Annotated in this window: 18 protein-coding genes; 11 read left to right on the forward strand and 7 right to left on the reverse strand. The window is 70.5% G+C overall.

The genetic code is table 11. From position 1 onward, the window contains the following. Positions 1-36 precede the first annotated feature (36 nt). Positions 37-1,452 (forward strand): metallophosphoesterase, encoded by a 1,416-nt coding sequence (locus tag OG259_RS20925; protein WP_328947133.1) that lies wholly within the window; start codon positions 37-39, stop codon positions 1,450-1,452. Between the two features lie 159 nt (positions 1,453-1,611). Next, entirely contained in the window at positions 1,612-2,277 is a 666-nt protein-coding gene (locus OG259_RS20930; RefSeq protein ID WP_328943658.1) for a hypothetical protein, read from the forward strand. A gap of 87 nt (positions 2,278-2,364) precedes the next feature. Here OG259_RS20930 and thiC read toward each other — a convergent pair whose 3' ends face one another. Next, positions 2,365-4,158 (reverse strand): phosphomethylpyrimidine synthase ThiC, encoded by a 1,794-nt coding sequence (gene thiC / locus OG259_RS20935; protein ID WP_328943659.1) that lies wholly within the window; start codon positions 4,156-4,158, stop codon positions 2,365-2,367. A gap of 211 nt (positions 4,159-4,369) precedes the next feature. Between thiC and OG259_RS20940 the strand changes: the two genes are divergently transcribed. Beyond that, positions 4,370-5,779 (forward strand): YibE/F family protein, encoded by a 1,410-nt coding sequence (locus tag OG259_RS20940; protein WP_443051990.1) that lies wholly within the window; start codon positions 4,370-4,372, stop codon positions 5,777-5,779. Between the two features lie 9 nt (positions 5,780-5,788). On the opposite strand, the gene OG259_RS20945 is transcribed toward OG259_RS20940, so the two are convergent. The 4 genes from OG259_RS20945 to OG259_RS20960 all read right to left on the reverse strand — a co-directional run bounded on the left by OG259_RS20945 (position 5,789) and on the right by OG259_RS20960 (position 8,234). After that, complete coding sequence (locus OG259_RS20945; RefSeq protein WP_266900842.1) at positions 5,789-6,232, reverse strand: SsgA family sporulation/cell division regulator; 444 nt, start codon at positions 6,230-6,232, stop codon at positions 5,789-5,791. A gap of 138 nt (positions 6,233-6,370) precedes the next feature. Further along, positions 6,371-7,141, reverse strand: coding sequence for an IclR family transcriptional regulator (locus tag OG259_RS20950; RefSeq protein ID WP_328943661.1), 771 nt, complete (start codon positions 7,139-7,141; stop codon positions 6,371-6,373). Between the two features lie 237 nt (positions 7,142-7,378). Then, the gene (locus OG259_RS20955; RefSeq protein WP_266894180.1) at positions 7,379-7,597 is read right to left on the reverse strand and encodes a DUF5326 family protein; all 219 of its coding nucleotides are present in this window, start codon (positions 7,595-7,597) and stop codon (positions 7,379-7,381) included. A 319-nt stretch (positions 7,598-7,916) separates the two neighbouring features. Continuing rightward, the gene (locus OG259_RS20960) at positions 7,917-8,234 is read right to left on the reverse strand and encodes a cupin domain-containing protein (protein WP_328943662.1); all 318 of its coding nucleotides are present in this window, start codon (positions 8,232-8,234) and stop codon (positions 7,917-7,919) included. Between the two features lie 51 nt (positions 8,235-8,285). On the opposite strand from OG259_RS20960, the gene OG259_RS20965 reads away from it, so the two are divergent. From OG259_RS20965 to OG259_RS20985, 5 genes are all read left to right on the forward strand, one after another. Then, positions 8,286-8,663: a phage holin family protein gene (locus OG259_RS20965; RefSeq protein ID WP_030317984.1), complete on the forward strand. Its 378-nt coding sequence runs from the start codon at positions 8,286-8,288 to the stop codon at positions 8,661-8,663. A gap of 9 nt (positions 8,664-8,672) precedes the next feature. Continuing rightward, positions 8,673-9,164 (forward strand): low molecular weight protein-tyrosine-phosphatase, encoded by a 492-nt coding sequence (locus OG259_RS20970; RefSeq protein ID WP_328943663.1) that lies wholly within the window; start codon positions 8,673-8,675, stop codon positions 9,162-9,164. Between the two features lie 5 nt (positions 9,165-9,169). After that, positions 9,170-10,294 carry a cystathionine gamma-lyase gene (locus tag OG259_RS20975; RefSeq protein ID WP_328943664.1) on the forward strand — a complete coding sequence of 375 codons (1,125 nt, stop codon included), beginning with the start codon at positions 9,170-9,172 and terminating at the stop codon, positions 10,292-10,294. A gap of 325 nt (positions 10,295-10,619) precedes the next feature. Further along, on the forward strand, positions 10,620-11,516 hold the full coding sequence (locus OG259_RS20980; RefSeq protein ID WP_328943665.1) for a LysR family transcriptional regulator: 897 nt from the start codon (positions 10,620-10,622) through the stop codon (positions 11,514-11,516). Positions 11,517-11,607: 91 nt separating this feature from the next. After that, on the forward strand, positions 11,608-12,087 hold the full coding sequence (locus tag OG259_RS20985; RefSeq protein ID WP_266900841.1) for an NUDIX domain-containing protein: 480 nt from the start codon (positions 11,608-11,610) through the stop codon (positions 12,085-12,087). On the opposite strand, the gene OG259_RS20990 is transcribed toward OG259_RS20985, so the two are convergent. After that, positions 12,030-13,385 carry a globin domain-containing protein gene (locus OG259_RS20990; protein WP_328943666.1) on the reverse strand — a complete coding sequence of 452 codons (1,356 nt, stop codon included), beginning with the start codon at positions 13,383-13,385 and terminating at the stop codon, positions 12,030-12,032. The genes OG259_RS20985 and OG259_RS20990 overlap by 58 nt on opposite strands. Before the next feature lie 106 nt (positions 13,386-13,491). Then, positions 13,492-14,145: an HAD family hydrolase gene (locus OG259_RS20995; RefSeq protein ID WP_328943667.1), complete on the reverse strand. Its 654-nt coding sequence runs from the start codon at positions 14,143-14,145 to the stop codon at positions 13,492-13,494. Between the two features lie 119 nt (positions 14,146-14,264). On the opposite strand from OG259_RS20995, the gene OG259_RS21000 reads away from it, so the two are divergent. The 3 genes from OG259_RS21000 (at position 14,265) to OG259_RS21010 (ending at position 16,302) form a co-directional block, all read left to right on the forward strand. Beyond that, positions 14,265-15,128 carry a GNAT family N-acetyltransferase gene (locus OG259_RS21000; RefSeq protein WP_328943668.1) on the forward strand — a complete coding sequence of 288 codons (864 nt, stop codon included), beginning with the start codon at positions 14,265-14,267 and terminating at the stop codon, positions 15,126-15,128. Positions 15,129-15,338: 210 nt separating this feature from the next. Then, positions 15,339-15,797, forward strand: a complete 459-nt coding sequence (locus OG259_RS21005) for a MarR family winged helix-turn-helix transcriptional regulator (protein WP_328943669.1) — start codon at positions 15,339-15,341, stop codon at positions 15,795-15,797. Positions 15,798-15,849: 52 nt separating this feature from the next. Continuing rightward, positions 15,850-16,302, forward strand: coding sequence for a GNAT family N-acetyltransferase (locus OG259_RS21010; protein ID WP_328943670.1), 453 nt, complete (start codon positions 15,850-15,852; stop codon positions 16,300-16,302). The last annotated feature ends 38 nt before the right edge of the window (positions 16,303-16,340 follow it).

Below are 16,340 nucleotides of genomic sequence, written 5' to 3' on the forward strand. Positions count from 1 at the left end.
ACCAGGCCGGTCCACGATGTGCAGGGCATCGCGACGGTGGTGGAGGGGTCCATGACTCAGGGGGCCGGGCAGGAGCCCGTGGTGCGCACGGCGACATTGCGTGACTTCCGTGTACCGCCGTACGCCCGCGTGCCCGTACAGGGCCATGCCACCGAACCGACGTCCACGGAGCCTCTGCCGGTGCTTCCACCGGCCGGACCCGCTCCCGCGGAGCGGGCACCCACGGCCGCACCCGCGCCCGTCCCGCCCGCCGCACCCCCGGCCGCCGCACCTGCGGCCCCCGCACCCGTCGTGCCCGCCGCCCCCGTGGCCGCACCCGTCGTGCCCGCCGCCCCCGTGGCCGCACCCGTCGTGCCCGCCACACCCGCGCCCACCGCGCCCGCGCCCGCCGAGCCGACCCTGCATCTGGGACGCCGCCTCACCGCCCCCGCGTACCCCGCCGCTGCCGGCTCCTCCATCGTCTCCGTCGCCACGGGTCACCCCGGCAACGCCTTCCCGGAGGGCGGAATGCCCGAGGGCTACACCCCGACCGAGCGCGACCTCCCGGTCATCAACCGCGGCGACACCGTCCAGGTCCCGGTCACCCCCGAGCCCGGCCCCGCCGCAGAGCCCGCCGTCGCCGGCGGCGAGGGCCCCGGCCCGCTCTTCGTCGTCGGTGACGTCCACGGCTATCTCGACGAACTCGTCGCCGCACTGCGCGCCCAGGGCCTCATCGACGAGAACGGCGGCTGGGCCGCCGGCAACGCCCGCCTCTGGTTCCTCGGCGACTTCACCGACCGCGGCCCCGACGGCATCGGCGTCATCGACCTGGTCATGCGCCTCTCCGCCGAGGCCGCCGCCGCCGGCGGCTACTGCAAGGCCCTCATGGGCAACCACGAACTGCTGCTCATCGGCGCCAAGCGCTTCGGCGACACCCCGGTGAACTCCGGCGCGGGCACCGCCACCTTCCAGGCCGCCTGGCTGCTCAACGGCGGCCAGAAGCACGACATGGACCGGCTCCAGGACGTCCACCTGCAGTGGATGTCCCGGCTCGACGCCGTGGTGCTGGAGGACGACCACCTCCTCCTGCACTCCGACACCACCGAGTACCTCGAATACGGCGAGACCATCGAGGACGTCAACGACACGGTCCACGAGATCCTCAACCGGAACGACGCCGACGAGGTCTGGGACGTCTTCCGGAAGTTCACCAAGCGCTTCGCGTTCCGCGACGACGGCGGCCCGCAGGCAGTCCAGGAGCTGCTCTCCACCTACGGCGGCCACCGGGTCGTGCACGGCCACAGCCCGATCCCGTACCTCCTCGGCCAGGTCGGCACGGAGGACAGCGAGGGCAATTCGGGCCCGAACGTCGACGGACCGCACGTGTACGCCGACGGGCTGGCGATCGCCATGGACGGCGGAGTGACCATGGCCGGAAAGCTACTGGTCGTCCAACTCCCCCTGAACGGCTGACGCATAACCCTCCGCATCCGGGGAAGGCGAATTCCGGAAACACCCTGTCAGCGCGTGGCACGACCGCAATACCATCGGTCCATCCGTAGCAGGCTCTCCTCCGTTTCCGCCCAACCGACCGTTTCCCACGGCTGATCCGGGCCTACGGAGCATCGGGGGATGCACATGAACGTGGCTCCGCACCTGCTGACCGAGGACCGCGCCGAGTACGAGCGGGTCCTCGACGACGCACTGAGCACCGCCCACGCACGTCCGGATCTCGCCGGGGCCGGAACCCGGCTCACTCTCGCCCAACTACGCTCCCTGACCCTGAACGCGACGACTCTGGTCACCAGCGCGGCGGCGAGCGAGTACGACCACTTCGTGAAGGTGCGCGAGCAGAACCGCGCGGCCCTCGGGACCCGGGCACCCGCGTCCCCGGACCGCTCCGGCCCCGGCCCCGGCCCGGGCGTCGTCGCGATCTTCACCGTCATGGTGCCCGTCCTCGCGGGCGCGGCCGCCGTCATCTTCCTGCTGGTCGGCGCGGTCCTGCACGCCCTCGCCCCCACCGCGGTGTTCGGGGCGACCCTCCTCACGGCAGGTCTGGTTTTCGGCGCCGTCGCCGCCGCCGGACTGCTCGGCGCCGCCGCGGGACTCCTGGTGACCGCCCTCCGCAACAGCCCGGCCGAGGTCAGCGCGGGCGGACCGCCCGCCGCGGCACCCGACGACGAGCTGTCGCTGGCCCGGGAGGCCTGGCGCCGCGCCCTGCTGGAGCGCGGCATCCTGCCGTTCCTCCGCGACGTCCTCGCCGCCACCGGCCCACCCACCGGCCCACCGGGCCCCTGAGACACCGCCGACCCCACCGGGCCCCTGAGACACCACCGGCCCGCGACTCCCCCGGGGTCGCGGGCCGACTCAAGCGGCTGGCGGGGGTCAGTCCGCCAGCGGCAGGTACACGCGGTTGCCTGTCGCCGCGAACTCGGCCGACTTCGCGGCCATGCCCGCCTCGATCTCGTCCGCCTTCAGATCGCCGCCGTGCTCCCGCCGGATGTCCTGCGAGATCTTCATCGAGCAGAACTTCGGACCGCACATCGAGCAGAAGTGCGCGGTCTTCGCGGGCTCCGCCGGCAGCGTCTCGTCGTGGAACTCACGCGCGGTGTCCGGGTCGAGGGCCAGGTTGAACTGGTCCTCCCAGCGGAACTCGAACCGCGCGTCCGAGAGCGCGTCGTCCCACTCCTGCGCGCCCGGGTGCCCCTTGGCGAGGTCCGCCGCGTGGGCCGCGATCTTGTACGTGATGACACCGGTCTTCACGTCGTCGCGGTTCGGCAGGCCCAGGTGCTCCTTGGGCGTGACGTAGCAGAGCATCGCCGTGCCCCACCAGGCGATCATCGCCGCACCGATGCCGGAGGTGATGTGGTCGTACGCGGGCGCCACGTCCGTGGTCAGCGGGCCGAGCGTGTAGAACGGCGCCTCCTCGCAGATCTCCTGCTGGAGGTCGATGTTCTCCTTGATCTTGTGCATCGGGACGTGGCCCGGGCCCTCGATCATGGTCTGGACGTTGTGCCGCTTGGCGATGGTGTTCAGCTCGCCCAGCGTCTTCAGCTCGGCGAACTGAGCGGCGTCGTTGGCGTCCGCGATCGAGCCGGGACGCAGCCCGTCGCCCAGCGAGTACGTGACGTCGTACGTCGCGAGGATCTCGCAGAGCTCCTCGAAGTTCGTGTAGAGGAAGTTCTCCTTGTGGTGCGCGAGACACCAGGCGGCCATGATCGATCCGCCGCGCGAGACGATGCCGGTCTTGCGGCGCGCGGTGAGCGGCACGTACGGCAGGAGTACGCCGGCGTGCACGGTCATGTAGTCCACGCCCTGCTCGGCCTGCTCGATGACCGTGTCCTTGTAGATCTCCCAGGTCAGGTCCTCGGCCCTGCCGTCGACCTTCTCCAGCGCCTGGTAGAGCGGCACGGTGCCGATCGGCACGGGGGAGTTGCGCAGGACCCACTCGCGGGTGGTGTGGATGTTGCGGCCGGTGGAGAGGTCCATGACCGTGTCGGCGCCCCACTTGGTCGCCCAGGTCATCTTCTCCACCTCCTCCTCGATGGAGGAGGTGACGGCGGAGTTGCCGATGTTGGCGTTGACCTTCACCAGGAACCGCTTGCCGATGATCATCGGCTCGATCTCCGGGTGGTTGACGTTGGCCGGGAGCACCGCGCGACCTGCCGCGATCTCCTCCCGTACGACCTCGGGGGAGACGTTCTCCCGGATCGCCACGTACTCCATCTCCGGGGTGATCTCGCCCCGGCGGGCGTACGCGAGCTGGGTCACGGCCTGGCCGTCGCGGCCACGGCGCGGCAGGCGCGGGCGGCCGGGGAAGACGGCGTCGAGGTTCTTCAGCCCCCCGCCGCGCGGCGAGGTGTGCTTGATGCCGTCGTCCTCGGGGCGGGCCGGGCGGCCCGCGTACTCCTCGGTGTCGCCGCGCGAGATGATCCAGTTCTCGCGCAGCGGCGGAAGGCCCCGCCGTACGTCGGTGTCGACGGTGGGGTCGGTGTACGGGCCGGACGTGTCGTACAGCGTGACGTCCTTGCCGTTGGTGAGGTGCACCTGACGGACCGGCACCCGGAGGTCGGGGCGCGAGCCCTGGACGTACCCCTTGTGCCAGCCCGGCGTGCGGGCGCCGTCGGCAGAGGTGTCGTCCTGCTCGGAGGCAGGCGTGCGTGCATCCTGAATGGTCATGAGACCGATCTCCCTACGCCGGCATTACCCGGTAACAGGTTCGGCGGTCGGCGCAGCCTCCTCCCGTACGTACATCAGTACGCGCGTACGGTGATCAGCGCCCTCTCAGCCCGGTGCTCCGAGCTCCCGCGTGTGCAAAGGTGCCACCACGCTAGCGTCATCCCTGGCGTGCTGAACAGTGGGCCCCCACCGTTCTTGCGATGATCGGTCGGTGACTTCCCCCCAGCAGCCTCCCGAGCCGCACTCCCCCGACCAGGATCATGGCCCTCACGAGCATGCTCAGGCACACGGCTCGCACGGGCACGGTCAGGCACACGGATCCCACGGGCACAGCCACAACCACGGGCCCGCCACCCCGGTGTCCCGGCACCTGCGCAGGGTCATCGCCGCGATCCTGATCCCCTTCGCCACGGCGGTCGTGGTCGGGCTCGTGGTCCTGTGGCCCGGTGGCACGCCGGCGCACGAGCGCACCGGCGTGGGCTTCGACCGGCAGACCGAGCAGGGCAAGGTCGTCGCCGTCGAGCAGGTCGACTGCGCTTCCGTGAACGCGGGGCAGGTCCCGCCGACCGGTGACACCTCGACCCCGCAGGGGCGCGAGGCGGTCAACGCGCAGCAGGGGGAGTGCGAGAAGGCGACGATCGAGGTCACCAGCGGTCCGGAGAAGGGGCGTACGTTCACCGAGATCGTGCAGCCGGACGCACCGCGCCAACTGCACGAGGGACAGGGCGTGGTGGTGGCGTACGCGCCCGACGCCCCGCGCGATCTGCAGTACTCGGTCACCGATGTGAACCGGAAGCTCCCGATGGCGGTGCTCGCCGGGATCTTCGCCGTCGCGGTCGTGGTCGTCGGCCGGATGAAGGGCGTGATGGCACTCGTCGCGCTCGTCGTGAGCTTCCTGATCCTGACGTTCTTCATCCTGCCTGCGATCCTGGACGGGTCGAATCCGCTGGTCGTGGCGGTGGTCGGATCGAGCGCCATCATGCTGATCGCGCTGTACATGTGCCACGGTCTCTCGGCCCGCACCTCGGTCGCGGTGCTCGGGACGCTGATCTCCCTGCTGCTGATCGGTCTGCTCGGCTCGGTGTTCATCGGCTGGGCCTCGCTGAGCGGCAACACCGACGACAACACCGGGCTGATCCACGGCCTGTACCCGAACATCGACATGTCCGGCCTGCTCCTGGCCGGGGTGATCATCGGTTCGCTCGGTGTGCTCGACGACGTCACGGTCACCCAGACGTCGGCGGTCTGGGAGCTGCACCAGGCCGACCCGGGCATGGGGCCGCGCGCGCTGTACCGGGCCGGGATCCGGATCGGCCGCGACCACATCGCCTCGGTCGTGAACACACTGGTGCTCGCCTACGCGGGTGCCGCCCTCCCGCTGCTGCTGCTCTTCTCCATCGCGCAGAGCAGCATGGGGACGGTGGCCAACAGCGAGCTGGTCGCCGTGGAGATCGTCCGGACGCTCGTCGGGTCGATCGGTCTGGTCGCCTCCGTGCCGCTCACCACGGCGCTCGCGGCCCTGGTGGTCTCCGCCGACCGCACGGAGGCCGGGGGACTGCCGGCGACGGGTGGCCGGAAGCCCGCGGCCGCACGCGGCGGACGGCGCCGTCGCGCGAAGTGACGTCCCGGCTCAGGCCGCCGGTCCGGCGTTCTCCTCGGCCAGGATCTTGCCCAGTGCGGCTTCCAGGTTGTCCTCGAAGTCGCCGAGTGTCCGTTCCTGACCGAGCGGAACGAGCTTGTCCGTACGGTCGAGGAAGGCGACCAGCGGCGGTGCGCTGGCCCGGAACAGGGCGCGGTCGCCACCGACCTGGAGTCGGATGGACACGTCCGAGAGTCCCTCGGGCTCCGTCGGGGCGATGTGCACATCACCGTCCCCACTCGGCCGGTTGATCCCGTCGAGCAGCAGCTCTCTGCCGAACGCCCAGGTCACAGGCGCGTCTCCGGGGAGGTGGAAGGTCATCCGCACCGCGTAGGGATCCCGGGTCTCATATCGCAGTTCTACCGGGATCTTGAAGGAGAGCTCCTCGGAGACGAGGAAGCTCATCAGGACCTCGGCCTGAACGGACTCTCGCATCATGTACCCCGCAGTAGATGAAGCAGTTGTGTAAACACAGCTGCTGAAAGCTGTGACCGAAACGGCCAGGAATGATCCCCCGTGGCCCTCTTGACGCAATCGTGCTGTAAGCGCTAGCAGATCACAAGGAGTGATTTTTCAGATACTGATAGAGAACGCGAGGGAACTGAAGAGCCTCCCGATCTCCGTACGTAGCCGCTCGACTGCTGGGAGCAACCGTTCTTCCTGGTGAAGAGGGAGGGAAATGGCCATTGCGGCCGCCGCGGAACCCGCAGTGATGGGGATTGCGGCACAGACCGTGCCGAGCGCATATTCCTGACGCTCTACCAGGGGTTCCATTCGCCCCAAACCGCCCAAACGCTCCAAAAGCAGGCGCTGGTTACGCACCGTGTACGGAGTGATGGCTTCCACCGGGTGGCGGTCAAGGTGGTCTTGACGAGATTTCAGATCGAGTTGACTCAGCAGACACTGCCCGATCGCGTGGGCGTGCGCGGTCTCGCGAAAGTCGGCCCATTCCTCCACTGCGGGGGCGGAAGGGGTGTCGGCGACAGCGACGAGCTCGATCTCCCCCTCGCGATAGAGGGCGAAGTAGACGGGCACACCGATCTCGTCCCGCCAACGGGCAAGGGAGTCTTCGATCTTGATGCGACGATTCTGCACATCTCCGCCGCCGGCCAGTCGGACCGCGGCGTCGCCCAGGACGAACACACCCTTCTCGCGGACCAGATAGCCCTCGTGCGTCAGGGTGCGGAGCAGGTGGTACGTGGTGGGCAGCGGAAGGCCCGTCTCACGGGCGAGCTGTTTGGCCGGGGCGCCTTCCCCATGGGAGGACACGGCCTCCAGAAGTCTCAGCGCCCGCTGCACCGAGCCGATCAAGGTAGGCGCAGCCGTCTGCGTAGCCGTGGCCAAAGGTCACCCCCAGGCGTGACGACGGATGCATTGCATCCGCCCGCGGGGGCCGCCCCCGCGCGCCCGCCGGGCCTGGGAAACCGCTGGTCAGTACGGAGGTCTACGCCTGAAGTCCCCAACGCGGCGGAGGGATTCCACTCTAGTGGCAGCCCCCGGGGCCACGCCCTGATTCGACCAGCGCGTTCCCCCGGGCGGGCTAATACCCTCCGTCGGCTCCATACCGATCGGTAGCTTGTGCTACCACTCCTCGCGCGACCGGTCGGAGGAGCTGAACTTCCGTACGACGTAGATCAGTCCGGCGACGAGGGCCACGAAGAGCAGCACCTTGAAGAGCACTCCGACCACGAAGGCCAGGACGCTGGTGATCAGTCCGCCGAAGACGATCAGGGCAAGCGCGGGTATGGCCACCCACTTCACCCACCAGGGCATCCCCGCGAGAATCTCCTGTACGGCCATGGTCCACTCCTCGCTCTCGAAGACTGTTCCGCGCACTCCGCGCCGAACACCTCCAAGGCTAGGGGCCGGGAGAGGCCCACGGGGTCCCTGCGGCCCCCGCTCTCCCCTGATCCGACCCCTAGGGGGTTCGGGCCGCCCGACCCTCGCTCCCGGACCCCGGGTCTCGGGGTCGGACCCCGGGTCTCGGGGCCTGGGGCTGGAGGTCGGAGCCTGGGGCTGGAGGTCGGTGCCCTGGGCTCGGGGCCGGCCCCCGGCTCTCGCCGTCCGCCCCCGGCTCTCGCCGTCCGCCCCCAGGTCTCGCCGTCAGGCTCCCCGGCCCTCAGCTCTCCGGAGGGGAGAAGACCACCATCACCCGCAGGTCCTCGCTGATGTGGTGGAACTTGTGCTCCACCCCGGCCGGCACATAGACCACGCTGCCGCGCGCCACCTGGGTCGTCTCCGCCCCCACCGTGATCGCCGCCCGGCCGCTCACCACGAAGTACACCTCGTCCTGGCGGTGCGGCTGCTGCGGGTCGAGCTGCCCGGCGTCCAGCGCGTACAGGCCCACCGACATGTTCCGCTCCCGCAGGAACTGAAGGTACGCGCCCTCGTTCGCGGCACGCTCCGCCTCCAGTTCATCAAGTCGGAATGCCTTCATCGCCTGTCAGCCCCTGCCCTCGGCCCGATCATGTCTGCCACGATCAGACACATGATGAATTTCGTAGTCAAGACACTCGCCAACGCGGGCGCCCTGGGAGTCGCCATCTGGCTGCTCCAGGACATCACCCTGACCGGTGAGAGCACCGGCAAGAAGGCCCTGACCCTTATTCTCGTCGCCCTGGTCTTCGGGCTCGTGAACTTCTTGGTCAAGCCGATTGTCAAACTCCTTACGCTGCCGCTCTTCATTCTGACGCTCGGCCTGATCACCCTCGTGGTCAACGCCCTGATGCTGCTCCTGACCTCCTGGCTGGCGGAGCAGTTCAACCTCAGCTTCCACGTGGAAGGCTTCTGGACCGCCGTCCTGGGCGGTCTGATCATCTCCGTCGTCTCGTGGGCGCTGAACGTCGTGCTCCCCGACGGCGACTGAGTGCCGCCCATGACCTACCGCATCTGTTTCGTCTGCACCGGCAACACCTGCCGCTCGCCGATGGCCGAGCACGTCTTCCGCAGACATGTGGAGGAGGCCGGCCTCGGCGAGCTCGTGGTGGTCGAGAGCGCCGGCACCGGAGTCTGGCGCGAGGGCGAGGCCGCCAACCCGCGCACCGTCTCCGTACTCGAGGAGCACGGCTACACCTCGGCGCACACCGCCCGTCAGTTCCGGGCCTCCTGGTTCCCGGCCATCGACCTGGTGATCGCGCTGGACGAAGGGCACCTGCGGGAGCTCCACCGGCTCGCCCGCACGCCCGAGGAGGCGGCGCGGACACGACTGCTGCGCTCCTACGACCCGGCCGCCGGGAACGCGCTCGACGTCCCCGACCCGTACTCCGGGGGCCGTGCCGACTACGAGGAGTGCCTTGAGATGGTGGAGGCCGCGAGCGGAGCCCTGCTCGCGGCCGTACGCCTGGAACTGGAGGACCGGACACTGTGACGGACATGGAGATCGGCGACGGAACGCGCGCGGTACGAGCCGGGCTGCCCGAGCCCGTGAAGTACGAGCCGACCCTGCCGGGGCCGGTTTTCGCCGCGCACTTCCATCTGCCGGGCGAGCCGACGGGCGGGTACGCGTACGGCCGCGACGAGAACCCGACCTGGACCCATCTGGAGCGGGCGATCGGCGAGCTGGAAGCGCCGGGGGAGCAGGGCGTCGAGACGCTGGTGTTCGCCTCGGGCATGGCCGCGATCTCCGCCGTCCTCTTCTCCCAGCTGAAGGCGGGCGACGCGGTGGTGGTGCCCACCGACGGCTACCAGGCCCTGCCGTTGCTGCACGAGCAGCTGAGGGCGTACGGCATCGAGGTCCGCACCGCGCCCACCGGCGGCGACGGCCAGCTCGCCGTCCTCGAAGGGGCCCGGCTGCTGTGGATCGAGACCCCGTCCAACCCCGGGCTCGACGTCTGCGACATCCGGCGTCTGGTGCACGAGGCGCATGCCGTGGGGGCGCTCGTGGCCGTCGACAACACCCTCGCCACCCCGCTCGGCCAGCGGCCGCTCGAACTGGGCGCCGACTTCTCCGTCGCCAGCGACACCAAGGGCATGACCGGACACGGCGACATCCTGCTCGGCCATGTCAGCTGCCGCGATCCCGAGCGGGCGGCGGAAGTACGGCGCTGGCGCAAGGTCGTCGGCGCCATCCCCGGCCCCATGGAGGCCTGGCTCGCCCACCGTTCGCTCGCCACGCTCCAGCTGCGGATCGACCGCCAGTGCTCCACCGCGCTCGCACTCGCGCAGACGCTCGCCGGGCGCGCCGACGTGACCGGGCTGCGCTACCCGGGGCTGCCCGACGATCCCTCGCACACGGTGGCCGCCCGGCAGATGCGGCGCTTCGGGCCCGTGATCTCCTTCGAGCTGGCGGACCGGAAGCGGGCCGAGCGGTTCCTCGACGAGCTGCGGCTCGTGGACGACGCCACCAGCTTCGGCGGCGTGCGCTCCACGGCGGAGCGGCGCGGGCGCTGGGGCGGGGACGCGGTCGCGGAGGGCTTCATCCGGTTCTCGGTCGGCGCCGAGGATCCGGAGGACCTGATCGCCGATGTGCTGCGAGCCCTCGACGAGGCCGGGGCGTAAGCGCGTCCGGGACGCGGCCGGCGTCGGTCCCGGGAATCGGCCTCACGGCGGCCGTCGGTCCCGGGACATGGGCCTCACGGTCCCGGGCGCACGACCTTCACGGTCCCGGGCGCACGGAACGAGGCGCTCCGAGCCTCCCCCCTCGTGGCTCGGAACGCCTCGGTTCCACGCGCGGAGACCGCCTGAACAAGGCTAGTTGACTGTGCGTCAGTGTCCAATCACGGTAGCGACAGAGACCTATCGACTTATTTATAGTTGGACGGTCCTGAGGCGCCGTCAGCCGACCGCCTGAGTCGAACGGCCGCACGGCCGGGAGGGGGCGGACATGGATCTGGCTCTGCTGCGCACGTTCGTCACGGTGCACCGGGCCGGCTCCTTCACCCGCGCCGCCGCGCTCCTCGGGCTCTCCCAGCCGGCCGTCACCAGCCAGATCCGGACGCTCGAACGACAGCTCGGACGTCCCCTCTTCCTCAGACAGGCCCGCGGGGTCACACCGACGACCATCGGCGACGAACTCGCGCACCGCGCCGCTCCCCATCTGGACGCCCTCGTGGAGATCGCCGAGACCGGCCTCGACGAGGAGAGCGGCGTCCGTACCCTCCATGTCGCCGGGCCCCCGGAGTTCACCGCGCTCCGCGTCCTGCCCGCCCTCACCCCGCTGGTCGGCCAGGGGCTCGCCGTACGGGCGTCGTTCCTCGGCAACACCGAGGAGATCCTCGACGGGCTCGCCGCGGGCCACCACGATCTGGCCGTCGCCACCGCCCGGCCCCGGGGCGGCCTTCTTGTCTCCACCCCGCTCTGCGACGAGGAGTACGTCCTGGTCGCGGCGCCGCGCTGGGCGGCCCGGCTCGCCCCCGACGTACTCCTGCGCAAGGGCGCGGTGGTCCTGGAGCAGCTCCCGGTGGTCGAAGTGCACGAGTCGCTGCCGTTCGTCGCCCGCTACTGGGCGAGCGTCTTCGAGACCAAGCCGGCGGTCGCCGCCACCGTCATCGCCCCCGATCTGCGCGCCGTGCGGGAATCGGCCGCCTCCGGCGCGGGGCTCGCCGTGCTTCCCCGCTATCTGTGCGAGGAGGCCCTGGAGCAGGGCAGGCTCGTGGCGCTGCTCGATCCCCCGGTCCCTCCGCTGCGGACCTACTTCCTGGTCGTGCGCACGGGGACGCTCGCGCTCGCGCCCATCGCCCGGGCTCACGAGGAACTGCTGCGGGCCGCGGGGGGCTGGTGAGTCTCCACGGAGCACTGATGAGTTTCCGCCGGGGACAGCGAGTTTCAGGACACCTCGGACGGGCCATTTTCTTCCCATGAACGAACGGCCCATGAACGAACGGCCCGTGATCAAGCGCACCGCACGCGCCATCCTGCTCGACGGGGACGATCTCATCCTCATCAAGCGCACCAAGCCGGGGATGGATCCCTACTGGCTCACGCCCGGTGGCGGCGTGGAATCCACCGACACCACCGTCGTCGAGGCCCTGCACCGCGAGGTGCACGAGGAGCTCGGCGCCAAGATCACCGATGTGGTGCCCTGCTTCGTCGACACCGTCGAGCACATCGTCGACGGCGGGGTCTCCGGGGTGAAGGTCCAGCACTTCTTCGTCTGCCGCCTCGACTCCATGGACACCTCACTACGGCACGGCCCCGAGATGGACGAACCGGTCGGGGAGTACGAGATCGTCCGGGTGCCCTTCAGCCGGGTCGGCATCGCCGCCGTGCACCTCGTCCCGCTCTCCCTGCGCCACTACCTCGACGGCAACATCGAGGGCGTCCGCGCGATGCACGCCCCCGACCTGGGCTGATCGGCGGCCGCCGAAGCCAGCTCGGCAAGGAAGTCGTGGCGGATGCGCTCCGCGGGGACCCCCGCTCCCCGCAGCGCGTCCACCCCGCGACGGACCATGCCGAGCGGCCCCGAGAGATAGGCGTCGCGTTCGCTCCAGGGGCCGTAGCGGCAGACGGCCTCCGGGAGCCGGCCCTCCTCCTCGGTGACCGGGTGGACGGAGAGCCAGGGGAAGGTCTTCTGGAGCCGCATCATCGTGTCGATGTCATAGAGGTCGTGGCCGCTGCGGGCCCCGTAGAAGACATCGACCGGACGCCGGTCCCCGTGCTCGGCGACGTCCTCCACCAGGGCCTTGATCGGCGCTATCCCGGTGCCACCGCCCACGCAGAGCAGGCCGGTGTCCGTGGCGTGGTCGACGGTCATGGAGCCCGCCGGCGGCCCCAGGCGCAGTACGTCTCCGGGGCGGGCCCGATGGACCAGCGCGTTGGACACCCAACCGGCCGGAACCGCCTTCACGTGCAGGGAGAGCAGCCCGTCGGGCCGGGGCGCCGAAGCGAAGGAGTAGTGGCGCCATATCCGTGGCCACCACGGGGTCTCCAGCGTCGTGTACTGCCCCGCGAGAAAGGGGTACGGCTGGTCGGGCCGGAGCGTGACGACGGCGATGTCCGGGGTGCGCAGATCGTGGGAGACCACCTCGGCCTGCCACCAGGCGGGCGCCGACCGCTCGTCCTCCGCCGCCGCGTCGATCATGATCTGGGAGATCGTCGTGTACGTACGGACCCAGGCCGCCTGGGTCTCCTCGTCCCAGGTCGTCGTCGCGTACCGCACGAGCGCGCCGATCAGGGCCTCGCCGACGGCCGGGTAGTGGGCGGAGTGGGTGCCGTACTTGCGGTGCCCCCTGCCGAGGTTCTGCAGGTAGGCGGTGAGCACCGGGACGTCGTCCATCTGCTCCGCCGCGGTGAGGAGCGCCTTCAGGAGCCGGTCCCGCTGGGTGTCCATGGCCACGGGGAACATCTCGCGCAGCTCGGGGTTGCGAATGAAGAGCAGGGCATAGAAGTACGAGGTCACCCGGTCGGCGACCGGGGCGATCTCCGCCAGGGTGCGGCGGACGAGCACCGCGTCCGCGGAGGCCTCCCCGGGTATTCGGGGCTCGTTCCCGTCCCCCGCCCGGCCCTCCTGACCGCCAACCGCAGGGGAGCCCTCATCCTCTGCCGAGGACCCCTGACCGTCCCCCGCCACGGCTGCGTACCTGTGCGTCGCCCCGGGCTCGCGGCCGTCCGCGTCGTCCGCCGCCCTCGTGCTGGTCGGAGCATCCATCATGTGCCTCGCCCTCGCGCTGGCCGGCTTCCGTGGTCGCAGCATGACCCTCCCGAACGCCGCTTCGGACGGAAAGCGGAGTTCTCGGGCCATAGGGCAGGGTTTCTGACTAAGCTGCGCTGTTTCGGACCAGGGCGTAGGCCTCGCGCAGATCCCCGCCGGCGTAGCTGTGACGGGAGAGCCCGGCAAGATGGTGGTCCGCGTTCACGGCCACGGTCTCCGGCACGATCGCGAAGAGTTCCGCGTCGGACATCGAGTCCCCGTAGGCGACGCAGTCGGCCGGATCCACCCCGTACTCCGCGCAGAGTTTCCGTGCGATCCGCACCTTCGCGCTCGCGTCGAGGATGCCGGGCCGGTGGATCGGCTCGGTGAAGGGGACGGCCGGCCAGCGCGAGCCGTGTGCCGCGTCGACGCCCCAGTCGAGAAGACGCTCGACGAAGAAGTCCGGAGAGAGGGAGATGACCGCACAGCGGTCGCCCCGGTCCCGGATGTCGGCCCAGACCTCGCGGATGCCCGCCAGCCAGGGCGCCCCTTCGAAGGCGGCCGCGACCTGGTCCGGAGTGAGCGCGAACCACAGCTCGCGGGCCCGGACGGCGAACTCGTCCGGGGTGAGCCCCTGGAGGAAGCCCTCCTCAAGGGCTGCGATCTCGTCGACGAGACCCAGCTGCCGGGAGATCTCCACGGCGGCGGCCGATCCGCGGATCAGGGTGCCGTCGAGGTCGAAGAGGTGCAGTCGTCGAGTGCGAGGTTTCACGTGAAACATCGTCCCCATGCCACGACGTGGAATCAACGTCTCCTCCCGGCCAAGGGTCGCGCATTCGTATCGGCCAGATCCGCTAAACCGGTGGACGGAAGATCACCGCGTCGGTCAGCCTGAAAGGCATGCCGACCTCCCCCTCCCCGCTCGCTCAGCTCCCCGTCCGGCGCCTCGGCTCCGACGACCTCCTCGCCTGCGCCGACCTCTCCGAGAACCGGAACTGGCCGCGCGAGGAACACAAGTGGGGGCTGCTGCTCGCCGCGGGCACCGGCTACGGAATCGACGACCCGTCCGGCCCGGGGCTGGCGGCCTGCAGCGTGGTCACCTCGTACGGCCCGGGGCTCGCCGCGATCGGCATGGTCCTCGTCGCCGAGCGGTACGCGCGCCAAGGGGTGGGACGCCGGCTCATGCAGCACGTCCTGGCGGAGGCGGGGGACACCGCGCTCACCCTGCACGCCACGCCGAACGGGCAGCCCCTGTACGAGCAGCTCGGCTTCGTCCAGACGAGCCGGGCGGAGATGGTGCGCGGGCGCTTCACCTTCACCACGCCCGCTCCGGCCGTTCCGGTCCGCGCGGCGACGGCGGAGGACCTCCAGGCGATCCTGCGCCTGGACCAGGAGGTCTTCGGCCTCGACCGCACGCACATCATCACGCGGCTCCCCGCGTTCGCGGACCACCTCCGGGTCGCGGAGGAGGACGGCGAGATCACGGGCTTCGGAGCGATCTGGCCCAACATGGACACGCATGTCGTCGGACCGCTGATCGCCCGGGACCCGGCCACGGCCCAGGCCCTGATCGCCTCACTGGCGGCGGCCACCGACCGCCCCCTGCGTACGGACATCGACGTGCGTCACACGGCTCTGCTGAGCTGGGTGAAGGAGAACGGCCTCGACTCGATCATGTCCAACGCGGTGATGGTCCGCTCCCTCCCGGACCTCCCCGGCGACTGGCGCCGCCGTTTCGCCCCCCTGACGGTCGCGGCCGGATAAGCCCTCGGCTTCCGGGCCTCGGATCTCGGCTTCCGCACGTCGTCTCCCGCACCTCGGCTCCCGGGCCTCGGCTCCCGGGCCTCGGCTCCTGGCTCGCGGCCCTCGGCCCTCGGCCCTCGGCAGATTACTTGCAGACGCGCATTATTGCGCCGCATCGTCTACCCTGGGTCGAGAGCCGCTCCGGTGCCGAGGAGAGACCGAGGAGAGACCATGACCGCGACCGACCCCGCACTCACCGCGCTCTCCCAGCGTTGGTGCGCCCTCTCCCTGCTGCACGGCAGGATCGAGTCGCACATCGAGCGCGCCCTGGAGTCCCGGCACGGGCTGAGCGTGCGGGAGTACTCGCTGCTCGACGTCCTCAGCCGCCAGCACAGCGGACCGGGCGGCCACCTCCAGATGAAGCAGGTCGCCGACGCGGTCGTGCTCAGCCAGAGCGCCACCACCCGACTGGTCACCCGGCTGGAAGACCGCGGCCTGCTCACCCGGTACCTCTGCGCCACCGACCGGCGCGGCATCTACACCGATGTCACCGAGCCCGGCCTGAAGCTTCTGGCAGAAGCTCGCCCCACCAACGACAGCGCCCTGCGCGAGGCCCTCGACGAGGCCGCGAAGAACCCGGAGCTGGCCCCGCTGGTCCAGGTCGTGGAGGGCGTGAGCGTTCCCGCGTAAGCGTTGCCGCGCGACGAGATGGCGGAGGTGAGCCCGGCGTACGCTGCGGGGCATGAGCGATCTTGAGATACGCCCCGCCACCGCGGAGGACCTCGAAGCCATCGTCGCGATGCTCGCCGACGACCCCCTGGGCGCGCAGCGCGAATCCCCGGACGACCTCGTTCCGTACCTCGCCGCCTTCGATCGGCTCGCGAGCGACCCGCACCAGAACGTCGTCGTGGCCGTCCGCGGAGACAAGGTCGTCGGCACCCTCCAGCTGACGATCATCCCCGGGCTCTCCCGCCGGGGCGCCACCCGCTCCATCATCGAGGGCGTCCGCATCCACGCCGAGGAACGCGGCAGTGGCCTGGGGACGCTGCTCATCGAGTGGGCCGTCGAGGAATCCGGACGACTGGGCTGCCACCTCGTCCAGCTGACCTCCGACGCCACCCGGACCGACGCACACCGCTTCTACGAGCGCCTGGGCTTCGAGGCCTCCCACGTGGGCTTCAAGAAGCCCCTCTGAGACGGGCGAGCACGAGAGCAGCGCACCGGGACATCGTC

The organism is Streptomyces sp. NBC_00250, assembly GCF_036192275.1.
Classification (GTDB): domain Bacteria; phylum Actinomycetota; class Actinomycetes; order Streptomycetales; family Streptomycetaceae; genus Streptomyces.